The organism is Streptomyces sp. NPDC104381, assembly GCF_055583745.1.
Genome location: NZ_JBVJNK010000004.1, coordinates 186,572 through 201,928 on the forward strand (window position 1 = coordinate 186,572; position 15,357 = coordinate 201,928).

A 15,357-nucleotide genomic window follows, 5' to 3' on the forward strand; every position below is an offset into this window, starting at 1 on the left:
GTACGGGCGGCGGAGCCAATCGGGAGAACCTGCTTTGAGTCGTGAAACTGACAGTTCGTCGTCCGGGCCCCAGGGGCGCGGAGGAGCCGCGTACCCGTCGGGTACGCCGCCGTACGGATCACGCCAGTATCCGTCGCTGCACCCGTCCCAGGACGGGCCGGAGGAGACTCCGGAGCCTGCGGATCCGCCTCAGCCCGAGGAGCCCAGAACCGAGACGACGCTGACGACGCGCATCCGGATCAACATCCCGGGCTCGCGTCCGATCCCGCCTGTCGTCATGCGTACGCCGATGAGCGACACGGATCCGACGGGCGGCCGTCCGGACCCCGAGCGCACCGGCAGCACCCCGCGGCCCGGCGCACCCGCGCCGACGCCCGGTGGCGCGCCGGTCCCCGGCCCGGAGGCGCGTGACCGGGACAGCGGCCAGGGGGCCGACGTCCCCGCCGAGAAGCCGGCCAGGGAGAAGAGCGGCAGCGACTGGTTCGCCCCGCGCAAGGCCCCGGCCCCCGCACCCGGTGCGGGAGCCGCTGCGGCTGCGGGCGCGCCCGGTCCCGGCCAGGGCCCCGGTCCCGGCCAGGGCCCCGGTCCCGGTCAGGGTCCCGGTCCCGGTCAGGGGCCCGGCGGGTCCGGTCCTTCCGGCCCGACCCCGCCGCGCCCGGAGTCCCCGTACTTCTCGGACGGTCCGCAGCAGCCCGGCGACCGGAGCGGCGCCCCCCGTCCGGGCCGCAGCGCGCTCGACGACCTCGACGCCGGTCCGCGGCCCACGCCGAACGCCGGTGTCCGGCCGCCGGGCGGCCCGGGACCCTCGGGGCCCACCACCGGTCCGGCCACCGGGAGTTCGTCGCTCACACCGAACCTCGACCGTCTTCCCGGCGGCGCCGGTCCGGCGGGCCCCGGCGGCCCGTCCGGGCCCCGGCCCGGCGGCCCCGGCGGCGTACCCCCGCGGATGTCGGACGACACCGCGATCCTGACGCCGCAGGCACCCGCGCCCGGCCCCGGGTCCGGCTCGGGCGGACACGTCTCCGGCGACACGCTCACCAGCGGCATCCCCGTGATCCCCGGTGAGCCCCGCTCGGCGTTCCCGGGCGGGCCCGGCGGCACACGGCCCCCCGAGGGCCCCCTGGGCGGCGGTCCTGCGGACACGGGCGCCCCGGCGCCCGCCCCCCGGCCGGCTCCGCAGGCCGCTGCGCCCGCAAAGAAGGGACGCTCCAAGCTCGTCCTGCTGGCCGTGGGCGTCTTCGTGCTGTTCGGTGTGGCCTACGGCGCCGGCCTGCTGATGAACCACTCCGAGGTGCCCAAGGGCACCACCGTGCTCGGCGTCGACATCGGCGGCGGCTCGAAGGAGGAGGCGGTCACCAAGCTGGAGTCCGCCCTCGGCAAGCGCGCTCAGACGCCTCTGAGGCTCTCCGTGGAGGGCAAGGAGGAGAAGCTCGCCCCCGACAAGGCCGGGCTCACCCTGGACAGCCAGGAGACCGTGCGCGAGGCCGCCGGGAGCGACTACAACCCGGTCTCGGTGATCGGCTCCCTGTTCGGCGGGTCGCGCCCCGCCGACCCGGTGATCCCGGTCGACGAGGAGAAGCTGGGGGTCGCGCTGACCGACCTGGCGGGTGTCTCCGGCTCCGCCAACGACGGCACGATCAAGTTCGAGCCGAACAAGGCCGTGGCCGTACCCGGCAAGTCGGGCAAGTCGCTGGACGTCAACCGCTCGATGATCTCCGTCCGCGACGCCTACCGCGCCCAGGTGCAGACCGGTGAGCCCGCCGTCGTCGAACTGCCGGTGGCCGCCACGGAACCCACCATCACCCAGGCCGAACTGGACCGGGCGATGAAGGAGTTCGCCGAACCGGCGATGTCCGGCCTGGTCACCATCAAGGCCGGGCCCAAGCAGATCGACTTCGGTCCCGCGCGGTCCCTGCCGCAGATCCTGTCCATGAAGCCGGTCGACGGCAAGCTGGTCCCCGTCTACGACAGGGCGGCGATCGACAAGCTGCTGGACGGCGTCTTCGACGGCATCATGATCACCAAGGGCGACGGGAAGAAGCACCAGGTCAGTGCGACCGACGTGGCCCAGGCCATGCAGGGCGCGCTGCTCGGCAAGACCCCCGCCGCGCGTACCGTCGCGATCGACCTGAACGGCGAGGGCTGACCGGCCCGCGCACGCCTGTACGACGCCGCCCCCGCCCGGGCCTCCGGGCGGGGGCGGCGTCGTACCGCCCGCCCCTGATCGTGGAGGAGACGGACCATGTCCACCCGGTGGAGTCTGACGATCGACTGCGCCCGTCCCAAGGCGCTGGCGGCCTTCTGGGCCCTGGCGCTCGGGTACGTGGCGAAGCCGCCGCCCGACGGGTTCGGCAGCTGGGAGGAGTGGTTCGTCCACCACGACGTCCCGGAGGAGGAGTGGGACGACGGCGCCTATCTGTCCGATCCGGACGGCGCCGGCCCGGCCCTGTCCTTCCTGAGGGTCCCGGAGCCGAAGACGGCCAAGAACCGGATGCACCTCGATGTGCAGGCGGGCGGCGGCCGTGCCACCCCGTGGGAGACCAGGTGGCCACGGGTGACCACTGCGGTGGAGCGGCTGACGGCCGCCGGCGGCACCGTGATCCAGGTGCACGAGCTCCACGGACGGCCCGACCATGTGGTGATGGCCGACCCGGAGGGCCATGAGTTCTGCGTGCTCTGAACGGCACGCGTGAACGGGACAGGGCCCGGCCGCGGGTGCGGCCGGGCCCTGTCTCCCCCCGGTCTAAGGGAAGGAAACGACCTGGGACGGGATGGTGTCCGTGCCGGATGTGGGGGATCCGGTGTCGTTGATGACGTGTTCGTACTGTCCCTGGCCGCCGAGGGAGACGACGAGCAGGTCGTGGAACTTCACCCCGGGCTTGACCGGGGCCTGGAAGCCGTGCTGCTGGCGGATGGTGGGGTCGACGTTGAAGTAGCAGTAGCTGCCCATGCCCCAGCCCTCGTGGGTGGTGACGTCGTCGGCGACCTTGTAGGCGGCGTAGCCCTTGATGTCGCCGTTCTGGATGGCGGCCTGGTCGGGGGCGTCGTACGCCTTCTCGTTCTGGAAGAAGATCGTCTTCCCGTTCTCGCCGTTCCACTGGACGTCGTACTTGTTGAAGTGTTCGACGAACAGTCCGGTGGCGAGCACGTCGTCACCGTTGACCGTGAGCCCGTAGTCGGACCGGTTGGTCTCCCAGCCGACGCCGTCGCCGTGGTCGGCGCGCCAGAGCCAGGTGTGGTCGATGATCGTGTCGTTGCTGTTGACGACCATGCCGTTGGTGGCCTTGCCAGCACCCGCGCCGCCGACCCGCACGAAGACGTCCTGCAGCGACGTCGGGTTGTCCGCGTGGCTCGCGGACGAGCCCTCGGGGCCGACCTCGATCAGCGACTCGGAGTTGGTCGTCCCGGCGTCGATGAGCAGTCCGGCGAGCTTGACGCCGTCCACGTCACCGACCTTGACGGCGGTGACCCCGTTGTCCGGGATGATCGTGGCGAGGCCGAGACCGAGGGCGACGGTGTTCGCGCGGTCGATGTCGATCGTCTGGTCGACGTGGTAGACACCGGGCGTGAACAGCAGGTGCAGACCCTGGTCCACGGCCGCGTTGATGGTCTCGGCGGTCGCGCCGGGCTTCACCACGTAGAACTGGTCCAGCGGGATGGACTCACCCTGCGGGGTGCCGTTGCCCCAGGACGTGCCCCGCGCGTTGGTGCGCTTGGCGGGGACGAAGACCTTGTAGTCGTCGCCGTCGAGGTAGAGGAACGGCTTCTCGCGGGAGACCGGGGTGTTGTCCAGCGTCGTGTACGGCGGCTCGGGGAAGCTCTGCGCGGGTGCGCCCTCGACGCCCGAGAAGGTCATGTTCCAGACGCCGTTGCCCCAGCCGCCGACCGAGCTGTCGCGGGTGTACCACTGCTGCTGCGAGTAGGGGCCCACCTCGCCGTCGATCTTGCTGTCGGCGATGTAGCCGCCGCTGGCCCAGCCGTAGCCGTCGGGTGCCAGGTTGAGCCCGCCCTTGACGTGCATGCGGCGGAACGGGGCGGCCTGGGAGACCGCCCAGCGGTTGGTGCCGCTGACGGGGTTCAGGGCGAGGTTCTCGGCCGAACGCCAGAAGTTCTGAGTGGCGTTGCCGTCGAACCAGCCCGCGTCCACGGTCACATCACCGTTGAAGGTGGTGTCGTCGGGGTTCAGGCCGAGCCCGGCGATGGAGGTGTAGAAGCCGATCTGGGCGTTGATGTTGTCGTACGTGCCCGGCTTGAACATCAGCGCGTAGCGGTCGGTGCCGAACTGGTTCGACTCCTGCTTCTTGAAGACCTCGTCGACCTTGCCCTGGATGTCAGGGGTGGACGGGTCGAAGACCAGCACGTTGGGGCCGAGGTCGCCCCCGCCGGGCAGCTCCTCGGTCTCGTCGCCGAACGCCGACTGGGCTGTGGGGAAGGCCATGAGCAGCGAAACGGCGAGCGCGGCGAAACCGACAGCCTTGGAACGGCGGTGCCGGCGAGGAGCGGTGGGGGGCGCGGAACTCGTGGGGGGAGCTTGCATGGATGACGTCTCCTGGGTCGTGGTACGGATGCACGACGGAACCTTGAGAGAGGTGAGAGAGCGCTCTCTCGTTTCGCCGATGTAACCGCCGTCGCCCTGGACACGTCAAGAGGTGTGCATCAGGAGCCTCAACTGTTTGCCGTCCGGGCAACAAATGGCGTCGGCCGTACGGCAATTGGGCGACTTTGCGCGCAGTCGGGCCGGACCGTGAGTTCAGAGGGTGACCACGCGCCCGGCGCGGCCCGGTGCGTACGCGATCAGTTCAGCAGCGCCCTGGCGGCCTGGGCGCGGTGGCGGATCGCCTCGGCCGCCGTCGGCTCGATGCCGTCGACGATCTCCGCGTACTCGTCCATCTCCGCCGCCCCGCGCAGGAACTCCCCGCGCTGCACGAGGAGCTGCGCCCGCTCGTAGCGGAGCCTCGCGGGGTGCGAGGGCAGCAGCAGGGAGAGGTCGAGCGCCCACAGCGCCACATCCGTACGCTCGGGGCGGGCCGCCGCCCAGGCCCGGATGTTGTTGAGGATCCGCAGCACCGTCTCCAGCGGCCTGGCGGGCGCGTGTGTCGTCGCCGAGGGCGGCGCTCCGGTCGCCCCGGCCACCATCAGCTCCGCGTCCTCGGCGCTCAGCGGGGCGCCGCCGGCGAAGGGGTCGGCCAGCACCCGCTCGGCCGGGTCGCCGAAACCGACCACGTAATGGCCGGGGAGCGACAGCCCGTAGACGGGGGCACCGGCTCTGCGGGCGACCTCGATCCAGACCACGGACAGCAGGATGGGCAGGCCCCTGCGCCGCCGCAGCACCTGCTGGAGCACCGAGGAGTCCAGCCGCTGGTAGTCCTGGGAGGAGCCCGCGAAACCGCAGCGCTCGCCGAGCAGTTCGGCCAGCGCGGACGCCCACGCGCGGGGGCCGCGCGCTCCGTACGGGAGGAGTCCGGCCAGCCGGTCCAGCTCGATCTGCGCCGCGTCGATGCCGTGGGGGTCGGCGTCCCCGGGCGTCGGAGGGGCCGCCTCCGCGCCCAGCAGCAGGCAGAGCAGCGCGAGGTCGGGCCGTTCGGCGCGGGCCTCCTCGGCGAACCGCCGCCGTCGTTCGGCCGTGCCCGGGTCCTCGGCGCTCATGTGTGACACGTCCCCCTGCTGCTGTCCGCGCTACGCGGGCCGGAAGTGGTGGTAGCTGTGGTGGGTGGCGAAGCCCATGCCGTCGTACAGCGCACGGGCAGCTCCATTGTCCGCCTCCACCTGGAGCCACGCGGCGGAGGCGCCCTCGTCCAGCGCCGCACGGGCCAGCGCCGTCATCACGGCCGTGGCGAGACCGCGGCGCCGTTGGGCCGGGTCCACCTCCACGGCCATGAAGCCAGCCCAGCGGCCGTCCACGACACAGCGCCCGATCGCGGCGGGCGCCCCCGCCGGACCGTCCCCCGGCACGGTGGCGAACAGGACGGAGGGTCCGCTGCCCAGCACCCTCAGCACATGGGGCCCCGGAGTCTCGAAGCGCTGGTACCGGGAGAGCCAGGCGTCGTCCGGCTCCCGGGCCAGCCGTACGGCGGAGATGTCGGCGTCCAGGTCGCCGAGCGGTGCCAGCGCGGCGATCCGCACCTCGGCGGTCACCTCGCGCCGCCAGCCGTGCTCCTCCAGGCCCGCGCAGAGCCGTTCCTGCGTGTCCTCGGCGCCGGTGGCGGTCTGGACGTACGCGGGCAGGTCCCGGTCCTCGTACCAGCGGGTGACGCGGCCGAGGGCCTCGCCGAGCGGGAGTCCCGGATCGCCGAGCGGCAGCACGGAGTTGGCGCGGCGGGTGAATCCGCCGGCCGCGCGCAGCCGCCACTCGCCCAGGAGTTCGCTCTCCACGGGCTGCCAGGCGCGTGCGGTCACCAGGGCCAGTTCCTCGTAGGAGGCGGCGGGGCCGCGGCGGCGTGCCGGGGCCGGGGGCACCACCTTGCCCGCCACCAGCGCGGATTCCGCGATGCGGATGCTCTCGCCGTTCCTCGTCGTGACCGAGAGCACTCCGTCGTCCCACGATGTGAGAACACCGACCGTGTCGGTGAACTTCGCGCCCTCGTCCGGCACGTCGGCGACGCGCCGCACCGACACGCGTTTGCCCACGTCAGCAGGCGTTATGCGAACCTCGAGCCGTCCGCCGATGGTGAATTCCACAGCTCTGTCTGCCCCTCCTGTTCGGATCGTGCCCCGGAACGGAGATACTAGGGGCGGGCATCGACGACGCCGCGCTCCCGCGCGAGAGCCAACGCCCTACCGAGGAGGAACGACAGCGTGACCTACGTCATCGCGCAGCCTTGTGTCGACGTGAAGGACAAGGCCTGCATCGAAGAGTGCCCCGTCGACTGCATCTACGAGGGCTCCAGGTCCTTGTACATCCATCCGGACGAGTGCGTCGACTGTGGAGCCTGTGAGCCGGTGTGCCCGGTCGAGGCCATCTTCTACGAGGACGACACCCCGGAGGAGTGGAAGGACTACTACAAGGCGAACGTCGAGTTCTTCGACGACCTCGGCTCGCCGGGTGGCGCCTCCAAGCTGGGCCTCATCGAGCGCGACCACGCGTTCATCGCCGCGCTGCCGCCGCAGAACCAGTAAGCGGCCGCACGAGCGCCGCCCGGTCCCGTACGGCTTGTCACCGTGCGGGACCGAGGTGTTTTCCGGCCGCCACGGCCCCGTACGAGAAAGCAGAGTTCCGTGTCCGCAGCAGTTCCCGTCTCCTCCCGTCTCCCGGTCTTCCCCTGGGACAAGCTGGCGCCCTACAAGGCGACGGCCGTGGCCCATCCGGACGGCCTCGTGGACCTGTCGGTCGGTACGCCCGTCGACCCGGTGCCCGAGCTGATCCAGCAGGCGCTGATCGGCGCGGCGGACAGCCCCGGCTATCCGACGGTGTGGGGGACCGAGGCGCTGCGTGACGCCCTCACCGGCTGGGTGGAGCGCAGGCTCGGCGCGACCGGGGTGACGCACGGGAACGTGCTGCCGGTCGTCGGCTCCAAGGAACTGGTGGCCTGGCTGCCGACCCAGCTGGGTCTCGGCGCGGGCGACAAGGTCGCCTACCCGCGGCTCGCCTACCCGACGTACGAGGTCGGGGCGCGGCTCTGCGGCGCCGAGCCCGTCGTCTACGACGACCCGACGGAGCTGGACCCGGAGGGGCTGAAGCTGCTCTGGCTCAACTCGCCGTCCAACCCGACGGGCCGCGTCCTGCCGAAGGACGAGCTGATCCGGATCGTCGCCTGGGCCCGCGAGCACGGGGTGCTGGTCTTCAGCGACGAGTGCTACCTGGAGCTCGGCTGGGAGGCCGAGCCCGTCTCCGTACTCCACGCGGACGTCTGCGGCGGTACGTACGAGGGGCTCGTCGCCGTCCACTCGCTCTCCAAGCGCTCCAACCTGGCCGGCTACCGCGCGGCCTTCATCGCGGGTGACGCGGCCGTCCTGGGCGAGCTGCTCCAGATCCGCAAGCACGGCGGGATGATGACGCCGGCCCCGGTCCAGGCGGCGACCGTCGCGGCGCTGGGCGACGACGCGCACGTGGCGGAGCAGCGGGAGCGCTACGCACGGCGGCGCGCGGTGCTGCGGGCGGCGCTGGAGGCCCACGGCTTCCGGATCGAGCACAGCGAGGCGAGCCTCTACCTGTGGGCCACCCGCGACGAGCCCTGCTGGGAGACCGTGGCGCATCTCGCGGAGCTCGGCATCCTGGTGGCCCCGGGCGACTTCTACGGGCCGGCCGGGGACCGCTTCGTACGGGTGGCGCTGACGGCCTCGGACGAGCGGGTGGACGCGGCGGTCAAGCGGCTGTCCTAGCCGGCCGGTACGGCTGGGGCTGTACGTGGGTCGGCTGTACGTCGGGCGGCTGTACGGCGAGGGGCCTCGGGAGTGCGCACTCCCGAGGCCCCTTCGCATGCCTGGCACGGTGGTGCCGTCCGGCGGATCAGCCGATCGGCAGGCCCTTGGTGGGCAGGCCCTTGGTCGGGAGGCTCTTGGTCGGCAGGGTGTCCTCCGACAGCTCGCCGTCGGCCAGGGTGCCGGCCGTCCGGAGGGTCTTGCCCGCGGCGGGCAGGGTCGTGCCGACCACCTTGCCGCCGGTCTCGTTCGCCACCTCGGAGCCCTGCCGGGAGGTGGAGTCCAGCGTGCTGCTGAGCCCGGCGCCGTCGAGCGAGGTGAGGCCGCCGAGCGCGGGGGTCTGCGGGAGCCCCGCGGCACCCGCGGCTCCGGCCGCGCCGACCACGGGGGCCGCGCCTGCGGCGATCAGCAGCGCGGCACGGGCGATCCGGCGGGTCAGGGGGAGGGACATGATGCTCCTTCGACGGGACGTCAACGGTTCTCGGCGGATGCGGAATCCGCCTGTCCGGTGATCGGACGCACTGAACAACCGGTCCGGGGGCGGGGAAGGTTGCGGGGCACCCAGGCAAAGACTGGGTAATGCGTCAGATAATCCGCAATGGAGGAACCCGGGCGAACGACGCATTCGGTGGACGCCTGATGAACCGTCACTTCCCTGTGTGGACAAGGAAATCGGCCCGGACGCCGGGTGCGGGGAAACGGTGGCGGGAGCGGGGGTCCGGCGGACGCCCGACGCCCCGTACGGATGACGGGACGTACTACTGAGCGAGGCGCATTCGGACGGTCGTGGCGCCCGATTCCTTACGCTCCGTCCGCCAGCCCGTGTCGCTGGTCCACACCCGGCCCGCGTACGAGACCTCCGTGATCCGCAGGGTGGCGGCCCGTGCGACCGCCCAGTGGGCGAGCTCCCAGCCGTGCTGCGACGCGCCGCCGTCCCCGGCGCGCACGGGCACCGACACCGTGCCCGCGGCCGAGGAGCCCGCCGACCCGGCGGACGGCAGGACGTCCTCACCGAAGGCGCGCACCAGGTCGGACCGCACCTCGGCCGCGTCCCCCGGGCCCTCGGCGGAGGGCGTCCGCACCGAGCAGGTCAGTGAGGCGGGGGCCCGCCCGGTCAGCGCGGCGGCCAGCAGTGTCGCGTCCGGCTCGTGCTTGGCGTACGCCTGCGGGAACGCGCTCTTCTGCACCCGCTGGGCCGCGACGGTCAGCGGCAGCCGGGAGTAGCCAGGGACCTCGGCGAGGTGCTCGTAGAACTTCCCCGACGCGTAGACCGGGTCCATGACCTGCGCCGGCGTCCCCCATCCCTGCGAGGGGCGCTGCTGGAAGAGCCCGAGCGAGTCCCGGTCGCCGTGGGCGAGGTTGCGCAGCGCGGACTCCTGCAGCGCGGTGGCCAGCGCGATGGTCACCGCGCGCTCCGGCAGCCCGCGTGTGGTGCCCACGGCGGAGATGGTGGCGGCGTTGGCCGCCTGGTCGGGGCTCAGCTCGTACGTACGTCCCTCGCCCCCGTCGGCGGGGCCCACCGTGCAACGGGGTGAGCCCTTGTTGCCGGAGAGGTACTGCACGGCCAGATAGCCGGCCAGCGCCACGAGCACGGCGAAGGCGGCCGCTGCACGGAGGGCGCGGCTGCGGCGGGGAGAGGAGCTGGACCGGGGCACGGGGCCCACCGTACTGGAGGGTAGGGCCGGGGCCGACTGCTCGGTCCCTTAGGCTCGTGGCCATGGATGGACACACGCTCGACCTCGCCCTGGACGGGCCGGAGCTCACCGCCCGGCTGGTCGATTTCCCGTCGGTCAGCGGGCAGGAGAAGGACCTCGCCGACGCCATCGAGGCGGTCCTGCGCCCGCTGCCGCATCTGACCGTCGACCGCCACGGCAACAACATCGTGGCCAGGACGCAGCTGGGCCGTGCCGAGCGCGTCGTGCTCGCCGGGCACATCGACACCGTCCCGATCGCGGACAACGTGCCGTCCAGGCTCGACGACGACGGCGTGCTGTGGGGCTGCGGGACCTCCGACATGAAGTCGGGCGTCGCCGTGCAGCTGCGGATCGCGGCGACGGTGCCGGAGCCCAACCGCGACCTGACGTTCATCTTCTACGACAACGAAGAGGTCGCCGCCGACCTCAACGGCCTCGGGCACGTGGCGGAGGCGCACCCCGAGTGGCTCGACGCGGACTTCGCGGTCCTCCTGGAGGGCTCCAACGGCGAGGTCGAGGGAGGCTGCCAGGGCACTCTCCGCGTCCTTCTGCGGTTCGCGGGCGAGCGCTCCCACTCGGCGCGCGCCTGGATGGGGTCCAACGCGATCCACGCCGCCGCCCCCGCGCTGGCCCGGCTGGCCGCGTACGAGCCGCGCCGCCCGGTCATCGACGGGCTGGAGTACCACGAGGGGCTCAACGCCGTGGGCATCGAGGGAGGCGTCGCCACCAACGTCATCCCGGACGCCTGCACGCTGGTCGTCAACTACCGCTACGCCCCCGACATCACGGCCGAGCAGGCGGAGGCGCACGTCCAGGAGGTCTTCGCGGACTGCGGCGTCGCCGAGTTCGTCGTGGACGACCACACCGGCGCCGCGATGCCCGGGCTCTCGCACCCGGCGGCCAAGGCGTTCATGGACGCGGTCGGCGGTGTCGCACGGCCCAAGTTCGGCTGGACGGACGTGGCCCGTTTCGGCTCCCTGGGCATCCCCGCGGTGAACTACGGTCCCGGCGACCCGCTGTACGCCCACAAGCGCGACGAGCACGTGCGCGTCGAGCGGATCACGCACTGCGAGGAGCGCCTCCGCTCCTGGCTCACCAGCTGACTCACGGCATTCCCCTGTACGTAACCTCGGCCGATCTACGCTGAAGCGAGACACGCACATCGCAGGTCGGCGGAGGGAGCAGGTCATGGGCAACCCGGAGGACGCACGGATCCCCGAGGGCGCGCAGATTCCCGAGGGCGCGGTGAAGCCCGAGGAGCAGCGACTGGGTCCGGTACTGCGGCGCAGGGACCAGGTCCAGCCGGGCACGACCGATCAGCGGCTGCTGGATTCCGAGGGCGACTCGGAGTGGGTCCACACCGATCCCTGGCGGGTCATGCGGATCCAGTCCGAGTTCGTCGAGGGGTTCGGCGCGCTGGCGGAACTTCCCAGCGCCATCAGCGTCTTCGGCTCGGCCCGCACCCCGGCGGGCGGACCGGACTACGAGGCCGGCGTGAAGATCGGCAAGGCGCTCGTCGAGGCGGGCTTCGCCGTCATCACGGGCGGCGGCCCCGGCGCGATGGAGGCGGCGAACAAGGGGGCCAGGGAGGCCAAGGGCGTCTCGGTCGGGCTGGGCATCGAGCTGCCCTTCGAGTCCGGGCTGAATCCACATGTCGACATCGGCGTCAACTTCCGCTACTTCTTCGTCCGGAAGACGATGTTCGTGAAGTACGCCCAGGGCTTCGTCGTCCTGCCGGGCGGTCTGGGCACGCTGGACGAGCTCTTCGAGGCGCTGACCCTGGTGCAGACCGGCAAGGTCACGCGCTTCCCGATCGTCCTGTTCGGTACGGCGTACTGGGGCGGCCTGGTCGACTGGCTGCGGAACACCGTGGTCGCGGGCGGCAAGGCGTCCGAGCACGACCTCATGCTGTTCCACGTCACCGACGACGTGGACGAGGCGGTCCGGCTCGTGACGAAGGAAGTCGGCCGGTAGACGAGGTGCGGGTGGGGGCACCCGCCCCCACCCGCCGCCGTGAGGCGGCGGGGCGGGCCTACGCGAGGCCGCGCCGGGCGACCGCCGGCGGCCGGTGTCCCGCGATGGACGCCACCATGTCCAGGACCTGCCGGGTCTCGGCCACCTCGTGCACCCGGTACACCTGCGCCCCCAGCCACGCCGACACGGCCGTCGTCGCGAGCGTCCCGATCACGCGTTCCTTGACCGGCTTGTCGAGGGTCTCACCGACGAAGTCCTTGTTGGAGAGCGAGACGAGGACGGGCCAGCCCGTGGCCGTCATCTCCTCCAGCCGGCGCGTCGCCTCCAGGGAGTGCCGGGTGTTCTTCCCGAAGTCGTGCCCCGGGTCGATCATGATCCCGTCCGGCCTGACCCCGAGCTCCACGGCCCGCTCGGCGAGCCCCAGGGTGACCCGCAGGATGTCCGCCATCACGTCGTCGTACGCCACCCGGTGCGGCCGGGTACGGGGCTCCGCGCCGCCCGCGTGCGTGCACACGAGGCCCGCTCCGTACCGCGCGGCCACGGCCGCCAGCTCGGGGTCGACGCCGCCCCACGCGTCGTTCAGCAGGTCCGCCCCGGCCTCGCAGACGGCCTCGCCCACGTCGTGCCGCCAGGTGTCCACGCTGATCACGACGTCCGGGTGGCGGCGGCGCACCTCGGCGACGAAGCCGACCGTGCGGCGCGCCTCCTCCTGGGCCGTGACCTCCTCGCCGGGACCCGCCTTCACCCCGCCGATGTCGATGATCGCGGCGCCCTCGGCGACGGCCTGCTCGACCCGGGAGAGCGCCGGCTCGTCGCGGAACGTCGCTCCCTGGTCGTAGAAGGAATCGGGGGTCCGGTTCACGATCGCCATGATCACCGGCTCGTGCGGCCCGAACTCCCGCCGCCCCAGCCTGAGCGCCCCGCTTCGCATTCCTGCATCCTCCCTGTTGGCCCGCCTGCGACCCTAACTGTCGGTGCCGCATGGCACGATCTGACCTGGACAGGTATTCCGCCCCCAGGGAGATGCGCGTGTTCTGGTTCTTGCTGCTGACGATGGTCGTGGTCGTGGCCGCGGTCACCCTGGCGGTGGTCGGTGGAGGCGGGAGCGCGGTGCTGCAGGAGGTCGAGCCCGAGCGGCTCACCGACCCGCTGCCCGCGAACCGCCCCGTCGGCCGTGCCGATGTCGAGGCCATGCGGCTGCCCATGGCCGTCCGCGGGTACCGCATGACCGATGTGGACGAGGCCCTCGGCAGGCTGGGGGCCGAGCTCGCCGAGCGGGACGCCCACATCGCCGAGATGGAGTCGGCGCTCGCCGGGGCCCAGGCGACCGCGGTGAACGGCCCGGACCTGTTCAAGCGGCCCGGCGAGGCACCCGCCGACGACGGACGGCAGGACGGGGAGGACGGGCGATGAGCGGGGCCGAGCCGGCCGAGGACGGGCGTCCGCGCTGCCCCTGGGGCCTGTCCACGGATGACTACCTCGTCTACCACGACACCGAGTGGGGCCGCCCCGTCCACGGCGACGACGCCCTCTTCGAACGGCTCTGCCTGGAGGCGTTCCAGTCGGGGCTGTCCTGGCTGACGATCCTGCGCCGCCGCGAGGGCTTCCGCAGCGCGTTCGCCGGATTCAAGATCTCCGCCGTGGCGGAGTTCACCGACGCCGACCGGGAGCGTCTCCTCGCCGACGCCGGCATCATCCGCAACCGCGCGAAGATCGACGCCACCCTCGCCAACGCCAAGGTGCTGGCCGGCTGGGGCGAGGGCGAGCTGGACGCGCTCATCTGGTCGTTCGCACCGGACCCGGCCACGCGGCCGGCCCCCGAGGTCCTCGCCGACGTGCCGGCGGTCACCCCGGAGTCCACCGCGCTGGCCAAGGAGCTCAAGAAGCGGTCCATCCGCTTCGTCGGCCCCACGACCGCGTACGCCCTGATGCAGGCCTGCGGGCTCGTCGACGACCATCTGGCCGACTGCGTGGCCCGGGGCGGCGGCCGGTAGGGCGTGATCTGGAAGTCCCGCCCGCCGCCGCCCTGCCCACTACCTGCCGAGGTACTTCGGCGGCTGCTTGGCGAGGAACGCCTCGACGGCGATCGTGTGGTCCTGCGACGCGCCCGCCCTCGTCTGGAGTTCGTCCTCCTTCTCCAGCGCCTCGGTGAGCGTGTGCCCGGCGCCGTACGCCATGGACGCCTTCAGGGCCGCGTAGGCGACGGTCGGTCCGTCCGCCAGGGCGCGGGCCACCGCGTGCGCCTCCTTCGCCAGGTCGGCCGCGGGCACCACCTTGTTCACCAGGCCGAGCTCGTACGCCTCCTGGGCGGAGATCGAGCGCGGGAAGAACAGCAGGTCGGCGGCGCGGCTCGGGCCGATCAGCCGCGGCAGCGTCCAGGAGACGCCCGAGTCGGCGGTCAGCGCGACACCGGCGAAGGACGTGTTGAAGGAGGCGGTGTCGGCGACCACGCGGTAGTCGGCGGCGAGCGCGAAGCCGAAGCCCGCACCGGCGGCGACCCCGTTGACCCCCGCGACGACCGGCTTCTCCATCTCGGTGAGGGCGCGGACGATGGGGTTGTAGTGCTCACGCACCGTGCTCAGCGCGTTGCCGCCGTCCGACTCGCGGGCCTCGGCGAGCTTGGCGACGTGCTCCTTGAGGTCCTGGCCGACGCAGAAGGCGCGCCCGGTGGCGGTGAGCAGAACCGCGCGCACGGCGGAGTCGTCCGCGACCCTCAGCAGCGCGTCGCGGAGCGCGACCTTCGCCGCGGTGTTCATGGCGTTCATCGCGTCGGGGCGATTGATCGTGATCGTCGCGAGCCCGTCGCTCACGTCGGTGAGCACCGTGTCAGCCGTGTCGGCCATGTGCAGGGTCTCCTTACGGGTCCGGCGTCGTGCCTGTCCAGGCAAGCATGGCGGACTCCGGGCGCACGGGACATGTGACCTGCGTCTAACGATTGGACTTCGGCTGGGGGCCGAGGGTGGCGCAGTATCGCAGCCGGATCGCCGAATTGAGTGGTTTTGAGAGAGCGCGTTGCGCAAGCGATGCCGACCGATGTTGGTCATCGGGGTCTCTGATGCGGGATAATGCGGAGGAAGCATTGTGTTCGACGCCGGTGAGGCAGCGCCTGTCATGGGGCCGCCGGCTGCGATGAGCTGGTTTCAGGAAGGGGAACGAGCATGGCGGCCATGAAGCCGCGGACGGGCGACGGCCCGCTCGAGGTGACAAAGGAGGGGCGGGGCATCGTCATGCGCGTTCCGCTCGAAGGCGGCGGTCGGCTTGTCGTCGAGCTGACTCCGGACGAGGCCGATGCACTCGGTGACGCGCTGAAGAAGGTCGTCGGCTGAGGCGG

The 15,357-nt window shown here is 72.2% G+C and carries 16 protein-coding genes; 9 read left to right on the forward strand and 7 right to left on the reverse strand.

Annotation, left to right across the window (positions count from 1 at the left end; all coding sequences use genetic code 11):
* The first annotated feature begins 34 nt into the window (after positions 1–34).
* Positions 35–2,146, forward strand: a complete 2,112-nt coding sequence (locus ACZ607_RS14630) for a peptidoglycan binding domain-containing protein (protein WP_469735077.1) — start codon at positions 35–37, stop codon at positions 2,144–2,146.
* Between the two features lie 96 nt (positions 2,147–2,242).
* Positions 2,243–2,680 (forward strand): VOC family protein, encoded by a 438-nt coding sequence (locus ACZ607_RS14635; RefSeq protein WP_469735078.1) that lies wholly within the window; start codon positions 2,243–2,245, stop codon positions 2,678–2,680.
* Between the two features lie 63 nt (positions 2,681–2,743).
* On the opposite strand, the gene ACZ607_RS14640 is transcribed toward ACZ607_RS14635, so the two are convergent.
* From ACZ607_RS14640 to ACZ607_RS14650, 3 genes are all read right to left on the reverse strand, one after another.
* Positions 2,744–4,537 carry a coagulation factor 5/8 type domain-containing protein gene (locus tag ACZ607_RS14640; protein ID WP_469735079.1) on the reverse strand — a complete coding sequence of 598 codons (1,794 nt, stop codon included), beginning with the start codon at positions 4,535–4,537 and terminating at the stop codon, positions 2,744–2,746.
* A gap of 257 nt (positions 4,538–4,794) precedes the next feature.
* The gene (locus ACZ607_RS14645; protein ID WP_469735080.1) at positions 4,795–5,646 is read right to left on the reverse strand and encodes a transglutaminase-like domain-containing protein; all 852 of its coding nucleotides are present in this window, start codon (positions 5,644–5,646) and stop codon (positions 4,795–4,797) included.
* Positions 5,647–5,676: 30 nt separating this feature from the next.
* Positions 5,677–6,678: a GNAT family N-acetyltransferase gene (locus ACZ607_RS14650; RefSeq protein ID WP_469735081.1), complete on the reverse strand. Its 1,002-nt coding sequence runs from the start codon at positions 6,676–6,678 to the stop codon at positions 5,677–5,679.
* Positions 6,679–6,795: 117 nt separating this feature from the next.
* Between ACZ607_RS14650 and fdxA the strand changes: the two genes are divergently transcribed.
* The gene (fdxA, locus tag ACZ607_RS14655; protein ID WP_014154250.1) at positions 6,796–7,116 is read left to right on the forward strand and encodes a ferredoxin; all 321 of its coding nucleotides are present in this window, start codon (positions 6,796–6,798) and stop codon (positions 7,114–7,116) included.
* A 99-nt stretch (positions 7,117–7,215) separates the two neighbouring features.
* Entirely contained in the window at positions 7,216–8,319 is a 1,104-nt protein-coding gene (gene dapC / locus ACZ607_RS14660; protein ID WP_469735082.1) for a succinyldiaminopimelate transaminase, read from the forward strand.
* Positions 8,320–8,446: 127 nt separating this feature from the next.
* On the opposite strand, the gene ACZ607_RS14665 is transcribed toward dapC, so the two are convergent.
* Both ACZ607_RS14665 and ACZ607_RS14670 read right to left on the reverse strand, forming a co-directional pair.
* Positions 8,447–8,809 carry an ATP-binding protein gene (locus ACZ607_RS14665; RefSeq protein WP_469735083.1) on the reverse strand — a complete coding sequence of 121 codons (363 nt, stop codon included), beginning with the start codon at positions 8,807–8,809 and terminating at the stop codon, positions 8,447–8,449.
* 307 nt (positions 8,810–9,116) lie between these two features.
* The gene (locus tag ACZ607_RS14670; RefSeq protein ID WP_469735084.1) at positions 9,117–10,013 is read right to left on the reverse strand and encodes a VldE C-terminal domain-containing protein; all 897 of its coding nucleotides are present in this window, start codon (positions 10,011–10,013) and stop codon (positions 9,117–9,119) included.
* Positions 10,014–10,075: 62 nt separating this feature from the next.
* On the opposite strand from ACZ607_RS14670, the gene dapE reads away from it, so the two are divergent.
* The gene (dapE, locus tag ACZ607_RS14675) at positions 10,076–11,155 is read left to right on the forward strand and encodes a succinyl-diaminopimelate desuccinylase (protein WP_469735085.1); all 1,080 of its coding nucleotides are present in this window, start codon (positions 10,076–10,078) and stop codon (positions 11,153–11,155) included.
* 85 nt (positions 11,156–11,240) lie between these two features.
* A complete protein-coding gene (locus ACZ607_RS14680) occupies positions 11,241–12,026 on the forward strand; it encodes an LOG family protein (protein WP_469735086.1) in 786 nt (261 codons plus the stop codon).
* A gap of 58 nt (positions 12,027–12,084) precedes the next feature.
* Here the strand turns inward: ACZ607_RS14680 and folP are convergent, their stop codons facing one another.
* Positions 12,085–12,957, reverse strand: a complete 873-nt coding sequence (gene folP, locus ACZ607_RS14685) for a dihydropteroate synthase (RefSeq protein WP_469735087.1) — start codon at positions 12,955–12,957, stop codon at positions 12,085–12,087.
* 92 nt (positions 12,958–13,049) lie between these two features.
* Here folP and ACZ607_RS14690 point away from each other — a divergent pair, with 92 nt between their 5' ends.
* Together ACZ607_RS14690 and ACZ607_RS14695 are read left to right on the forward strand one after the other, a co-directional pair.
* A complete protein-coding gene (locus ACZ607_RS14690) occupies positions 13,050–13,439 on the forward strand; it encodes a DivIVA domain-containing protein (protein ID WP_469735576.1) in 390 nt (129 codons plus the stop codon).
* Entirely contained in the window at positions 13,436–14,020 is a 585-nt protein-coding gene (locus ACZ607_RS14695) for a DNA-3-methyladenine glycosylase I (RefSeq protein ID WP_469735088.1), read from the forward strand. The genes ACZ607_RS14690 and ACZ607_RS14695 overlap by 4 nt, the downstream gene beginning before the upstream one ends.
* Before the next feature lie 39 nt (positions 14,021–14,059).
* Here ACZ607_RS14695 and chcB read toward each other — a convergent pair whose 3' ends face one another.
* Complete coding sequence (chcB, locus tag ACZ607_RS14700) at positions 14,060–14,869, reverse strand: 2-cyclohexenylcarbonyl CoA isomerase (RefSeq protein WP_469735089.1); 810 nt, start codon at positions 14,867–14,869, stop codon at positions 14,060–14,062.
* Positions 14,870–15,184: 315 nt separating this feature from the next.
* On the opposite strand from chcB, the gene ACZ607_RS14705 reads away from it, so the two are divergent.
* Positions 15,185–15,352 carry a DUF3117 domain-containing protein gene (locus ACZ607_RS14705; protein WP_003966491.1) on the forward strand — a complete coding sequence of 56 codons (168 nt, stop codon included), beginning with the start codon at positions 15,185–15,187 and terminating at the stop codon, positions 15,350–15,352.
* The last annotated feature ends 5 nt before the right edge of the window (positions 15,353–15,357 follow it).

What these genes read in the sequence shown, in the direction of transcription:
- ACZ607_RS14665 (WP_469735083.1), bottom strand. Translation starts at nt 8,809, where the DNA reads ATGTCCCTCCCCCTGACCCGCCGGATCGCCCGTGCCGCGCTGCTGATC.
- ACZ607_RS14640 (WP_469735079.1), bottom strand. Translation starts at nt 4,537, where the DNA reads ATGCAAGCTCCCCCCACGAGTTCCGCGCCCCCCACCGCTCCTCGCCGG.
- ACZ607_RS14695 (WP_469735088.1), top strand. Translation starts at nt 13,436, where the DNA reads ATGAGCGGGGCCGAGCCGGCCGAGGACGGGCGTCCGCGCTGCCCCTGG.
- chcB (WP_469735089.1), bottom strand. Translation starts at nt 14,869, where the DNA reads ATGGCCGACACGGCTGACACGGTGCTCACCGACGTGAGCGACGGGCTC.
- folP (WP_469735087.1), bottom strand. Translation starts at nt 12,957, where the DNA reads ATGCGAAGCGGGGCGCTCAGGCTGGGGCGGCGGGAGTTCGGGCCGCAC.
- ACZ607_RS14705 (WP_003966491.1), top strand. Translation starts at nt 15,185, where the DNA reads ATGGCGGCCATGAAGCCGCGGACGGGCGACGGCCCGCTCGAGGTGACA.
- ACZ607_RS14680 (WP_469735086.1), top strand. Translation starts at nt 11,241, where the DNA reads ATGGGCAACCCGGAGGACGCACGGATCCCCGAGGGCGCGCAGATTCCC.
- ACZ607_RS14645 (WP_469735080.1), bottom strand. Translation starts at nt 5,646, where the DNA reads ATGAGCGCCGAGGACCCGGGCACGGCCGAACGACGGCGGCGGTTCGCC.
- ACZ607_RS14690 (WP_469735576.1), top strand. Translation starts at nt 13,050, where the DNA reads ATGCGCGTGTTCTGGTTCTTGCTGCTGACGATGGTCGTGGTCGTGGCC.
- ACZ607_RS14635 (WP_469735078.1), top strand. Translation starts at nt 2,243, where the DNA reads ATGTCCACCCGGTGGAGTCTGACGATCGACTGCGCCCGTCCCAAGGCG.
- dapE (WP_469735085.1), top strand. Translation starts at nt 10,076, where the DNA reads ATGGATGGACACACGCTCGACCTCGCCCTGGACGGGCCGGAGCTCACC.